Origin of the sequence: Rhizobium phaseoli (genome assembly GCF_003985125.1) — a bacterium.
In the GTDB taxonomy this organism is placed as follows: Bacteria; Pseudomonadota; Alphaproteobacteria; order Rhizobiales; family Rhizobiaceae; genus Rhizobium; species Rhizobium phaseoli.
In genome coordinates, this window is record NZ_ML133576.1 from 19,536 (window position 1) to 32,341 (window position 12,806).

General features: G+C 61.5%; 8 protein-coding genes and 1 pseudogene. 4 read left to right on the forward strand and 5 right to left on the reverse strand.

Annotated features, from left to right (window positions below; all coding sequences use genetic code 11):
- Positions 1-4: 4 nt before the first annotated feature.
- Together EFD56_RS19690 and EFD56_RS19695 are read left to right on the forward strand one after the other, a co-directional pair.
- A complete protein-coding gene (locus tag EFD56_RS19690) occupies positions 5-790 on the forward strand; it encodes a coniferyl-alcohol dehydrogenase (protein WP_064832541.1) in 786 nt (261 codons plus the stop codon).
- Positions 791-814: 24 nt separating this feature from the next.
- The gene (locus tag EFD56_RS19695) at positions 815-2,260 is read left to right on the forward strand and encodes an aldehyde dehydrogenase (protein WP_064830307.1); all 1,446 of its coding nucleotides are present in this window, start codon (positions 815-817) and stop codon (positions 2,258-2,260) included.
- Between the two features lie 213 nt (positions 2,261-2,473).
- On the opposite strand, the pseudogene EFD56_RS33715 reads toward EFD56_RS19695, so the two are convergent.
- From EFD56_RS33715 to EFD56_RS19710, 4 genes and pseudogenes are all read right to left on the reverse strand, one after another.
- Positions 2,474-2,560, reverse strand: a pseudogene (locus EFD56_RS33715) (nucleoside deaminase); the annotation flags it as partial.
- 163 nt (positions 2,561-2,723) lie between these two features.
- Positions 2,724-5,153, reverse strand: a complete 2,430-nt coding sequence (locus EFD56_RS19700; protein WP_126906027.1) for an ImcF-related family protein — start codon at positions 5,151-5,153, stop codon at positions 2,724-2,726.
- A 32-nt stretch (positions 5,154-5,185) separates the two neighbouring features.
- Positions 5,186-6,085 carry a M15 family metallopeptidase gene (locus tag EFD56_RS19705; RefSeq protein ID WP_004671454.1) on the reverse strand — a complete coding sequence of 300 codons (900 nt, stop codon included), beginning with the start codon at positions 6,083-6,085 and terminating at the stop codon, positions 5,186-5,188.
- A 5-nt stretch (positions 6,086-6,090) separates the two neighbouring features.
- Positions 6,091-6,861 carry a PP2C family protein-serine/threonine phosphatase gene (locus EFD56_RS19710; RefSeq protein WP_064844967.1) on the reverse strand — a complete coding sequence of 257 codons (771 nt, stop codon included), beginning with the start codon at positions 6,859-6,861 and terminating at the stop codon, positions 6,091-6,093.
- 120 nt (positions 6,862-6,981) lie between these two features.
- Between EFD56_RS19710 and EFD56_RS19715 the strand changes: the two genes are divergently transcribed.
- Positions 6,982-7,722, forward strand: a complete 741-nt coding sequence (locus tag EFD56_RS19715) for an OmpA family protein (RefSeq protein WP_126906028.1) — start codon at positions 6,982-6,984, stop codon at positions 7,720-7,722.
- Between the two features lie 33 nt (positions 7,723-7,755).
- On the opposite strand, the gene tssH is transcribed toward EFD56_RS19715, so the two are convergent.
- On the reverse strand, positions 7,756-10,488 hold the full coding sequence (gene tssH / locus EFD56_RS19720; protein ID WP_126906029.1) for a type VI secretion system ATPase TssH: 2,733 nt from the start codon (positions 10,486-10,488) through the stop codon (positions 7,756-7,758).
- 145 nt (positions 10,489-10,633) lie between these two features.
- Between tssH and EFD56_RS19725 the strand changes: the two genes are divergently transcribed.
- Entirely contained in the window at positions 10,634-12,727 is a 2,094-nt protein-coding gene (locus EFD56_RS19725) for a serine/threonine-protein kinase (RefSeq protein WP_126906030.1), read from the forward strand.
- The last annotated feature ends 79 nt before the right edge of the window (positions 12,728-12,806 follow it).

Sequence of the window (12,806 nt, forward strand, 5' to 3'; positions counted from 1 at the left end):
ATTCATGCTTTTTGGTAAAACGATCCTGGTAACAGGTGTAGCGTCCGGCATCGGCGCGCGCACGGCGGAACTGGCCAGCCAGATGGGCGCCGATGTGATCGGTATCGACGTGCGCGAACCCACCAATGGGAACGCCGCCTTCATCCGGGGCGATCTGTCCACGCCATCGGGCGTTGCCGAGATCGTAGCACGGCTTCCGCAGCGTCTCGACGCACTCGCCAACGTCGCCGGCCTTTCCGGCAATACCGGCGTCGTCTCGACGCTCGCCGTCAATTTCTACGGCCTTCGCGCGCTGTCGGAAGCCATGGCACCACGACTGCGCGAGGGCGGCGCCATCGTCAACGTCGCCTCGATTGCCGGCTATGGCTGGCGCGCCAATCTCGAGCGGGCAAAGATCCTGACCGGCATTGAAGGCTTTCCCGATGTCTCGGCGGTCGCCGCCGAACACGGCCTCAGGGACGAGGAAGGCTATCCGCTGTCCAAGGAACTGCTGCTGCTCTGGACCATGCGCGCCGCGCACGACCCTCTATTCAAGGCGCGTGGTATCCGCGTCAATGCGGTGAGCCCGGGACCGGTGGAAACGCCGATCCTCAAGCAGTTCCGCGCCGTGCTCGGCGATGCCAGGGTCGACAGCGACATCACCCGCGTCGGCCGCGCGGGTACCGCCGCCGATATCGCGCCCGCGGTTCTGTTCCTCTGCTCGGATGGCGCACGCTGGATCAACGGCGCCAATCTTGCCGCAGACGGCGGCCTCGAAGCATCCATCAATGCCGAAGTGCTCGGCTTCTAGTTCTTTCCTTCAGGAGATCTCGTCATGAATATTTCCCTTCTCATCAACGGCGCCGACCGCGCAGCCGCCGACGGCCGCACCTATGATCGTCTCGATCCCTTTACCGAAAAGCTCGCGAGCCGCGCCGCCGCCGCAAGCCTGGAGGATGTCGCCGCCGCCGTCGACGCCGCCTCCACCGCCTTCACCACCTGGTCGAAAACCGGGCCCAGCCAGCGCCGCGCGATCCTGATGAAGGCGGCCGATATCATGGATGCCAAGGTCGGCGAATTCACCCGGCTGATGATCGAGGAGACGGGTGCGACTGCGCCCTGGGCCGGCTTCAACGTCATGCTCGCCGCCAATATCCTGCGCGAGGCAGGCGCCATGACGACGCAGATATCAGGCGAAATCATTCCTTCCGACAAGCCCGGCGCGCTTGCCATGGGCGTTCGCCAGGCCGCCGGTGTGTGTCTGGCGATCGCGCCCTGGAACGCACCGGTCATTCTCGCCACCCGGGCCATCGCCATGCCGATCGCCTGCGGCAACTCGGTCATCCTCAAGGCATCGGAACAGTGCCCCGGCACGCACCGGCTGATCGCCACCGTGCTGACCGAGGCCGGCCTGCCGGCTGGCGTCATCAATGTTCTGACCAACGCACCGGAAGACGCGCCCGAGATCGTCACCGCACTGATCGCCCATCCCACTGTCAGGCGTGTCAACTTCACCGGTTCGACCAAGGTCGGCAGGATCATTGCCGAGACCTGCGGCAAATATCTCAAGCCCGCCCTTCTCGAACTCGGCGGCAAGGCGCCGCTTGTGATCCTCGACGACGCCGATCTCGACGGTGCCGTCAATGCCGCCGTCTTCGGCGCCTTCATGCATCAGGGGCAGATCTGCATGTCGACCGAGCGGATCATCGTCGACGAGACGATCGCCGACGCGTTCGTCGCCAGGCTGGCCGCCCGCGCCAGCCAGTTGCCAGCCGGCGACCCGCGCGGCCACGTCGTGCTCGGCTCGCTGATCAGCCTCGATGCCGCCAGGAAAATGGAAGAGCTGATCGCCGACGCAACGGAAAAAGGCGCAAAACTCGTGGCCGGCGGCAAGCGCTCGGGCACCGTGGTCGAGGCGACCCTGCTCGATCACGTCACACCTGACATGCGCGTTTATGCGGAAGAATCCTTCGGGCCGGTGAAGCCGATCATTCGCGTCTCCGGCGAAGAGGAAGCGATCCGTATTGCCAACGACACCGAATACGGCCTGTCATCCGCCGTCTTCAGCCGCAACGTGCAGCGGGCCATGGCGGTTGCCGCACGGATCGAATCCGGCATCTGCCACATCAACGGCCCGACGGTGCATGACGAGGCGCAAATGCCCTTCGGCGGCGTAAAGGGCAGCGGCTACGGCCGTTTCGGCGGCAAGGCCGCGATCGCCGAATTCACAGACCTTCGCTGGATCACGGTCGAGGATTCCGCCCAGCATTATCCCTTCTGACCGTCGCAGCATCGCCGACGGGGCATGCCATGACCGCGATTGCGGCCATGGCGCCCCGGCCAAAGGTCGGCGCTGTTCGCAGCCAGATGAGCGACCACAAGGGCGTCCGTATCGTATTCGGCGCATCGCCCCGCTACGACAGATGCGCCCGGTCCTTCTTCCGGGCCATCTGCATCGCAGCCGTCATTTTCTGGTCTGATCAATGAGCCTGGCTTAAACCTTGCCCAGATGCTTCGGCCAGAATTCCTGGTGGACTTTGGCGGCCTCGTCTTCGACATTCGTCGGGTCGACCACTGTGACGCCGGTCCTGGCATGCCAGTGGAAGCGCTCGCGTCTTGCGGCAAACAAGAGGCAAGGCAAGACCTTGGCTGATCAGGACTCGCAACATCCGTGACCCGCAGCATCCCGGAGGCATACGTGAATTCATTAGGCGAGTGCGTCCTCCTCTAAATCCTTGGTGACGTCAGAGGCTCGATGGACATGTCAGTTCCCGCATCAGGATGCGCACGGAGACAGGGTTGGCAGGCTCGGCGAACGACATCTGCAGGTAGGCGCGTGCGCCGGTTGCCCGCACGTCTATGAGAAAACGCCGGCCGCCGTCGCGTGGCCGCAAGCGCGACCCGTCCAGAAATCGCAGCAGGCCCCACGGCCCGGGCGTGCTCTTCTTCTCAACCGCACTGCCGCTATCGAAGGAGATCTCGAAGCCGCGTGATGGCAGATCCCCCGGCCAGTTAAAGGACACCGCCCCGCCTGATGTGGTAACCGGCGCGCGAGCGCCGCCGATTGAGATGGTAGCCGCACCGCGTTGCGCAAGTGCCTCCAGCAACACAGGAAGACGCGGCGCGTTTCCCTGGCGAAAGAGCGCGTCGCCGATCGCGGAAGCTTTCTGAAAGAATGCCGCACTTTCGGGCGCGTAACCAGAAAGCCGTGCTCCCGGTTTCCAGCGCCACGGCGTCGTTGATATATCCATCAAAGGCGACAGCTGCGTCCGGAAATAGGTCTCCACGAGACCATTGGGCGCAAAAATGCGCGCGACTTCAGCCATATCCGCGTCCGACCCGTCAAAGAACGGATAGTGGCCTGCGACGGCAGCCCGGCAGGCCATCGCGATCTCGCCCCAAGCCCCTGACGGCTTTGCCGTCGGGACGGGATCTTCGGCCTTTTCTACCGCCTTTGGAGATGCCGTCTGCGAGATCACGTCTTCGACCATTTGGACGACGAGGAGCGGCGCCTGCTGCAGGGCGACGACGGAGTTCGCACGCTCCTGTGCGTCCATCAGCGACTTTTTGCCGATATCGGAATTTCCGTCGAGAAGGGCAAGCGCGACATTCAGCGACACGAAAAGGCGCGAGATTTCCGACATTCGACCCTGCTCCACGAATTGGATGGCAGGTCCGAGCGTCGCGGCAATTCGAAGCTGGTTGGCATGGCTGCGGCCGCGGTCGGTGCCGCCCGCCTGACGCCATACCTCGCGGATCAGCGCCGAGAGCGGCGAGTTAGACGCGCTGAGCACGCCGCTGACAATAACCGCACTCGGTTGGTCGGTGAATGGCCTGACACGAAGATCGCCGAGGTACCGAGACCAGGTCTCCAGGGTTCGCTTCTGAAGCAGGTCCATAACTGCATCGGCGCTTGTCTCGCCTCCGGCGTGCAGGAGGCTGGCAGTTTCGGCCTTCGCCTTCCCGATCGCCTCTTCTGCAGCGCCGGAGCGCGCGTAAGCCCATCCGGCCTCAGTGTAAAGACCCGGCACGGCCTGCTCGATGGGCAGTCCGGACCTGCGGATCAATATCTTGTCGAGACCAGGTGCTGCCTGCCCGAGGGACCAGGCAGGCAGGCCCGCAGTTTTCTCGGCCCGGGCGAGTTCCAGCATGGCGCGCTCGTTTGCCAAGCCCTCTGAAGCAAACTGTCTGGCTTGAGCGATTGCTTCAGGATCCGGCTCTTCGAGATCTGTTGGAGGCCCGGACATGGCAGCGACATGCATTGCCATGCCGGCAAGTTCGGGAAATGTCTGAGTGCGATCTTCGATCCAGCCCGCCAGGAACCGCGGTTGCCAGTCCGATGTGCCCTTCAAGATAGACCAGGCACGCAGCGAATCGTAAAGTGCAGTTGCCTCGCCTTCCGTGGCGAGAGCAACACCAAGGGCCTCGGCAAGCGGGCCGCTGGCCAGGGCGTCGACGGCTTGGCCATAGCGTCGGCGTGCGGCCTCTGCCGGATCAAAAATCCTTAAATGATGAATGAGACCAAGGGGGGAACGCTGCGCATCCGCCTCAACAAGCCGAACGCCTGCAAGGAATGCGTCGAGTTGGGCTGCGCGGGCTGCCGGTTTTGCCGTGCGTCCTGCTTCTACGACACGTGCGACATCGGGCAGCTGCGACAAAAGCCGCTCACGAAACCGCCATTCGGCCCATCCGGCCCATACCACCAGAACTGCCAGGAAGATGCCGATCACAAGAGCAGCAAGACCGCGATCGGTTTTGTGCTGCGTGCGAGATAGAAGCGCTGCCTGGACGGCGTCGTTACAGTGGCCGAGGAAGCGGGCGAGATCCCGGCGTGCAGGCCCTGCTTTCGCTGCCGCCCTCGCCCGTTCGGCAAGGGTGCTGGCCGCCATAACGCCCCCGATTGGAAGAGCAGCGGCAAGCGCGCGCTCCCATTTTCGGATCGGCAATGCCGGATTGTTGCGCGCTCGCGCATCAACCAAAGCGACAAGGGCATCGCGGGCATCCAGGAGCCAGTCGGGGGGAACTTTCCTGCGTCGTGCTTCCGTCTCGAAGGCGGCGACGAGGGTCCGTGCCATGGCCGCAAGCTCGCGTGGATCTGGATTCTTTTCGCTTTCGGCACGTCTAGCAAGATCCAGCAGCGGCTGCGCCAGTGCGGCGAGCACATCTGCTTGCATCGTGACTGGACCCGGTGGTTCGAAAACGCCCTTCACAGCTTGCCCTCGGCCGCCCATTTTCGCAGCAGCGCCTCGCCTACCTCGAAATGCATGGAATCTTCGCGGCTATAGCCCGCCCCCCAATACCAGCCAGCATCATTGAAGAACTCCGCAAGCACCACGAGCCCGAATTGCGTGCTGTTGTCGCCCATGTTGTCGAGGTTCTTCTTGAGCGTCAGGTCGACGGCCGCCCCCCATGCATGGGAGGACACCGACTTCGCCGACCCCCGTACATACCGCGCACAGAGGGCTCCCGCGGTGCCGATAGCAGCATAGATGTCGGGCTCTTCTTTTTTCAAGCGCGCCATGATCTGCTCAAGCGAGTCGAGCGCTGGCCTGATCATGGTCAGACGAATGCCCCCGATGTCGCGGGTGTCGAGTGCATGCAGCAATTTCGGATTGGTGACCGGTTCACAGCTGGTTGAATAGGTGCTTCTCGGTTCGCCTAATATCTGTCGCAACACGGCCGGGGTCGGGCGTATGACATTCTCGTTGAACCGCTTCTTGGCCAGTTGCATCGGTTCAGTCAGATCACCTTCTTCCTCACGCGGTGCCATACCGCCGAACTGGTCCGTGAAAAGGGGGGAAGGGCCGGTCTGCTGGACGGCCGGCGGATTGGTGACAGGCTCTGTCGGAACAGGCTCGGCTCGTGGAGCTTTTTCCAACTCCGTCACCCTGCCGCCGACGTCCGCCATCTGACCCTTGAGGCCGTTCAATTCAGACCGCAACCCCCGAATTTCACTGTCCTGCTGGGCAAGTTGCTGTGTGAGCCGATCTATCTTGCCGGCATTCGGATCACGCTCCGTATCTTGCAGGAGGTTTCCGACAAACGCAAAGATGATGGCCGCGAGAATGATGCTCATGCCGATGACGACGGCCGCGATGGCATTCATTTGCCTCAAGATATCGCAGCTCCATCAATCTGGACGACAATCACCGAGACGTTGTCCGGGGCACCGTTATCGAGAGCAGCGTCGATCAATCGCTGACAGGTCGCCGCCGGCGTTGCAAGGGCGTTCGTAAGGGCAGCGATCTCGGCGTCCGCCACACAGTCGGTTAGCCCGTCGGAGCAAAGAATGAGGACATCCCCCGGGCAAAACGAAACTTCAGCGGTTTCGACGACAAGATGATCGGACGCTCCAATTGCGCGTGTTACAACATGCGCTTGCGGGTGCTGCCAGGCCGCCGCGGGAGAAAGGCGCCCATCGTCGAGAAGCTCCTGCACGACCGAATGATCGCGCGTCAGCTGTAGCAATTCCCGATCCCGCCAGCGATAGGCACGGCTGTCGCCGGCCCATGCAAGCGAAAGAGCACTGCCCTGCAGAAGTGCGGCCACCACGGTTGCACCCATCTGTGCCACGTCGGCCGAGGTTGCCCATCGCCGAATGGCGGAATTGGCAGCCTCGAGCGCGCCCACCAGATCGGCGCTTGAAATTGGCTCATGGGGAAGCAGGGCTAGATGCTCGATCACCAGGCCAGCCGCTACGTCGCCGTGCCCGTAGCCACCCATACCATCGGCAACGGCCCAAAGCACGCCTGTGGGATCGATGAGTATTGCGTCCTCGTTGCGTTTGCGAACATGACCCGTGTGGCTCAGCCCGGCCCCTTGCGGCCTGCCCCGCCACTTCGGCACGCGCGTCGAGGGACTCTCGGGATATTCCGGGGTCATGACCGGAAGAACCTCATCATTCGCTCCGCCGTGAGGACCGCCATGGAAGCGGTTGCACCCACGATCATCCTATAGTAATTTTTTGACCAGGCGAAACATTTTTGCCGAGAGGAACCTAAAATGAAGCGCCTGCTGACTGTGAAGCTGCTGGTGTCTCTCGCTTTAGTCTTCACGCTACAAAGTGGATTGCGTGCACAGGAACTGGATGAGACGGCGCTCAAGGAACGTTTCCAGAGACAAATGGAATTGTTCAAGGCCGCCAAGCTGGGGCCGTCACGCGGCCTCGTGCTGACCAATTCCGGGCCTGCGCCGGAGGCGACGCCACTGCCGATCGCCACGCCCGAGACCACGCCGACCAAGGTCGGTTCCACTCAAGCGAGCAGCAATCCTGAGGCTTCGGCAAATCCGGCTAAACAGGAAACTGTCGGGGTCAGTCCGACCCCGGGAAACGAGCCGGCCGAGACCTCACCAACAACTGCAGCAGCGACGATAACAACCCCGCAGACATATTGGAAACTGCCCGACGATGATCAGGTTAACTACCGGGTGCAGTTTGCCTTCGATTCCTCCGCGATCGCACCCAAGCAAAAGCCGATGCTGCAGAAGCTCTGCAGTGTGGTGAAGGAAATGGACATTAAGCTCATTCGCATTGTCGGCCACACCGACGCCTCCGGTGGAGCTCGGTACAATCAGAATCTCTCCATGCTGCGGGCAAGGGAAGTGGCGCGCTTCTTCACGGAGGATTGCCATATTCCTCCTGAACGCCTCGAGGCTGTCGGTGTTGGCGAGCAATTTCCGCTCGATCCACAAAAGCCGAAAGCTGACGAGAACCGACGTGTCGAATTCCAGGCCGTCAGCTAAAGGCGCACAGCAGCCACAAATGCCATCTAAGCGCTATTCAAAAGCGTAGGTGAAGCCTTCCGCAGATGCTCCGACCGTCGCCCTCGTCAAGCGTCTGCCATCCAGCGCCCAGTTCAATATGCCGGTGCTGAGGGCCGGCAGAAGCGTGTTGGTCAAGATCGCATCGATCATGCGACCGCCCGACTCGACTTCGGTACAGCGCGCCTTGACCAAGTCGATAACGCCCTCGCCTATGATCAGTTCGGCGTTATGGCTCCTACGCAGCCGCTGCGCGATCTTCGCAAAATTTGCCTGAGCGATTGCTTCGATCATGGAATCCGAGAGAGGATAATAGGGCACAACGATGACGCGCCCGAGGAAGGCGGCGGGGAACACCTGCAGCAACGGTGTGCGCAATGCAGCTTCGAGTTCTTCGATCGGCGTGCGGGAGACCCCGTTGCCGGTCAGCCTCATGATGACATCCGAACCGACATTGGAGGTCAGCAATATAAGTGTATTCCTAAAATCAATCCGTCGACCCTCACTGTCGTCCATCATTCCCTTGTCGAAGACCTGAAAGAAAATCTCGTGGACATCGGGATGCGCTTTTTCGACCTCGTCGAGCAATATGACGGAATAGGGCCTGCGGCGCACGGCCTCGGTCAGAATACCTCCCTTGCCATAACCGACATAGCCGGGGGGTGCTCCCTTCAGCGTCGAAACCGTATGGGCTTCCTGAAATTCCGACATGTTGATGGAGATCAGGTTCTGTTCGCCGCCGTATAATGCTTCGGCAAGGGCAAGCGCCGTTTCCGTCTTGCCGACACCGGACGGTCCACAAAGCAGGAAAACGCCAACCGGCTTTTCCGGCGACCCCAGTCCCGCGCGGCTGGTCCGGACGCGGCGTGCGATCGCTTCCATGGCAAGGTCCTGGCCGACAACGCGTTCGCCGAGAATTCCGGCGAGCTTGAGGGCTCTTTCCGTCTGGCCCGCGAGCATTCGCCCGACGGGGATACCGGTCCAATCCTTTACCACCGATGCGACCGCGTTGCGGTCTACCGACAGCAGCATCAAGGGCGTTTCGCCCTGCATTTCGGCGAGTTCCTGCGTCATTGCCTTAAGGCGCGCAAGGTCGGCATTTCCATCGGGAGCTTCGTTTTCGCCCTCAAGGGTCGCTGAAAGAATTCCATTGGGGACCGTCGCAATGGGCGCATTATCGCCCTGTTGCGACAACGCCGCATCGAGGGGAACTCCCTCGCTGCGCAGCCTGGCCCGCAGGTCGAGAATATCAGACACCAGCGAACGTTCCTTTTCCCAGCGGGCTTGCGCCTCCGCTAGGGCCGTCTCCACCTCGCCAAGGGCGTTGTCGACGCGAGCTTGACGCTCCGCAACCTCGATGCCGATCGACCTTTCGCGGCCGATAATCCCCTGCTCGATCTCGAGAGCCTGCTTGCGTCGCAGAAGATCTTCAACCTCGGCCGGCGTCGCATGCTGAGATACCGCCACGCGCGCGCAAGCGGTATCGAGCAAACTGACTGCCTTGTCGGGCAACTGGCGGGCCGGAATGTAGCGATGTGAAAGGCTGACCGCCGTTTCGATCGCCTCGTCGAGGATCTGAACCTGATGGTGTTTCTCGAGCGTGCCTGCCACGCCACGCAGCATGAGAACGGCGCTTTCTTCGCTGGGTTCCTCGATCTTGACCACTTGGAAGCGCCGAGTCAGCGCCGGGTCTTTTTCGATGTGCTGTTTATACTCCGCCCATGTTGTGGCGGCGATCGTGCGAAGCTCGCCGCGCGCCAATGCTGGCTTCAAAAGATTTGCGGCGTCTCCCGTTCCAGCAGCCCCACCCGCTCCGATCAGCGTATGCGCTTCGTCGATGAAGAGGATGATCGGCGTTTCCGATGACTGCACCTCGTCAATCACCATCTTGAGGCGCTTTTCGAACTCGCCTTTGACGCTCGCTCCGGCCTGCATCAGGCCAACATCCAGCATGTGGAGCGCGACCCCTTTGAGCGGCGGCGGCACGTCTTCTGCCGCAAGGCGAAGCGCAAAGCCTTCAACGACCGCGGTCTTGCCGACCCCGGCCTCGCCCGTCAGGATCGGGTTGTTCTGCCGTCGGCGCATGAGAATATCGACGATCTGGCGAATTTCCGGATCGCGACCGACAACCGGATCGATCTTTCCTTCTCGAGCACGGCTCGTCAGATCAGTCGCATATTTGGCCAAAGCGGACTCGCCGCCAGCCGGTCGTTCCTTTCGCACCGGTTGTCCAGCTTCGCGCCGGCCTCTATTCTCAAGCGATTGCGAGAGTACGTCGTCGAGGCGAGCAAGGACGGAATCGGCTTCGATCCGGTCGAACTCACTGCTGATCTTCAACAGCAAGCCATCAAGCACCGGCACCTTTCTACAGGCCAGAAGGACGTAGGCGCCGCGCACCTCTTCCGAGCCGAATTGAAGACTTCCGAGACTCCAGGCCTCCTGGACAGCGTGGAATATGTGGTCTGAGAACTCTTCAATAGACGTCGCGCCATAGGGCAGCTTGTCGATCGACCGCGCCAAGTCGGCTGCAAGGCGGCCGAGATCCACGCCGGCATCGGCGAGGATCAGCTGGAAATCCGCTCGGTCGACCAGCGCCAGTTGCTCGATCCAATGCACGAGTTCGACATAGGGATTGCCGCGAAGCTTGGCGGCGTCGGCTGCCGCCCTGAATGCACGCAGACAGATTGGATCGAGCTTGCCGACGAGTTCCTTACGTTTGAAGCTGTGAGAAGACACGTTCTGCTGCATGCCGTTCGGGCTCCTGCCAGGTGCTCGTGAATGAACGAGCCTAGTCTTCAATCTCAATGGCAAACTGCCATATTATAGTGTTCTTGACAAATATTCGAACCGCATGCCTTTGATGAATAGTGACCGCGTGGTTTGGAGTTAGCAGATGATTGACCCATTGCCCGGTGACATCTTTCGCAAGAACCAGGTCCTCAACAATACCTACGAGATCGAGGGTGTGCTTGGCCGCGGCGGGACGGGCGAAGTCTACCGCGCCAGCAACAAGATCACCGGCCGTGTCGTGGCGCTCAAGGCACTCAAGCGGGAGCTGTCCGCCGATGCCGGCTATCTGGAACTGATGAAGCGGGAAGAGGAGATGCGCGGCATCTCGCATGACGCGGTCGTGCGTTATACGGACTGCAGCCAGACAGCCGAGGGTTACGTCTATCTGGTCATGGATTATGTCGCAGGTACGCCGCTCAACGACTATCTCGAGCGCGGCGGGATTTCCTCCAGAGACCTGCTGATCGTGGCCCAAAGAGTGGCCGAGGGCCTGGTTGCGACACACGAACGCAAGATCGTCCACCGGGATCTGTCGCCCGACAACATCATCCTGCGCAGCGGCCGGCCGGAGGAAGCCGTCATCATCGACTTCGGCATCGCCAAGGACAGCAAGACGGGCGCACGCACAATCGTCGGCAAGGAGTTTGCCGGAAAATATGAATATGCCGCGCCCGAACAATTGCATGGGCAGGCGGAGCCGCGATCCGACCTCTATGCCCTCGGCGCCTCCTTGCTTGCGACCTTTCGGGGACAAGTTCCCAACGTCGGAACAAGTCCTGGTGAGGTCGTCCGCTACAAGGAGCGTCGGCTGGACACGACAGGCGTTCCGGAGCCGCTCAAGGCTTTGATCGACGATCTCACCCAACCCGATCCATCGCGACGCCCCCCAACGGCTGCGGCCGTCGTCAAGCAGGTGGAGGAGATGTTACGGACGGATCGCAGCGGCCAGAAGGCAGGTGGGAGTGGCGCCAGTCCGCGTTGGCGGCATTGGCCGGCGATCTTAGCCCTTGCTGTCGCCGCGGCGGTCGCGGGACTGTGGTTTGCCGGCTTCGGTGACGGCCTGTTTGTCAAAAGCCTTCCGGTTCAGGCACCCTACAAACTCAGCGCCGGGCTCGACGGGCAACACCAGGCGAGCTTGTCCGGCTTTGCTCCCGATGCCGAGCAGCAACAGGCGATATTGGCAGGTTTTTCGCGAACAGCCGGATTGCCAGCACCCGCGGGTGCGCTTGCACTTGCGAAGGGGGAACCTTCCGGGCGCTGGGCACAGGACATCGACAGCTTTTTCGCCGCCGCCGACGGGCTGGAGGAGTGGAGGCTCGATGTGTCGGACCGCACCGTCCGCCTGACCGGCCTTGCACCCGACAAGGCGGCACGAGACACTGTCGTCAGCCGGTTCAGCGAGGCGAGCAAGGCCGCCGGCTATCAAGCTCTCGTGCGGATTGCCGCGGGACCGAGAAACCTGACGCCCGATGAGTTGAAATCAACCATCGCACCGTTGGAGACCTGCGGTCCGCTTGTCGTCCAGCCACCGGAAGGGGCAAGCTTTCCTCTTGGGTCGACGGTCGCCATTCGGGGAAACGTCGCGGCGAGCGGCGACGTCGAAGCGCTCCGGCAGGCGCTCACACCACGTCTGGGTGATCGCGATCTGCGATTTGATACGACCGTGCTCAATAATCAGTTGTGTGTCGTTCAGTCATTGTTGCCCGACGTGCCGCAAGGGCCGATGACGATCGTGCTCGGTTATGGCGACAAGTCCGAACCGAACATGTCCGGCATCTACTCCGTCGGCGACAATCCCGTCATCGATGTGCTGGCTCCGGCTACGATCACGAACGGCTACCTCTGGGTCGCGATTGCCGATGTCACCGGCAATCTGTTCAACGTCCTTCCCAACATCAAGCGGCCGGACAACGCGCTTTCCGGTCTCGGGACGGTGTCCAACGGCATGCGCACCATCCGCGTCGCCTACTCCACTGCAGATGGTGCGACCGATCCCGCTAAGCTTTCCTTCGCCGTCGACAATACGTTCGGCAGAAGCCTGATCATCGCGATGCAGACTGACCGCCCTCTGTTCTCTCAGCTTCGCCCCACAACCGAATCCACGAAGTCCTTTGCCGAGGATTTACATGCGGTTATTGCCAGCGGGCAGGTTTCGATCCTGTCGATGACAACCCGACTAATCGATACTCGGAATTAGTGTCGCTCGTCGATAAGTGGTATTAGTACAGAGCGAAAATTTATGATAAGACAGGATCTGGAGAACAGTATTCGGTAAA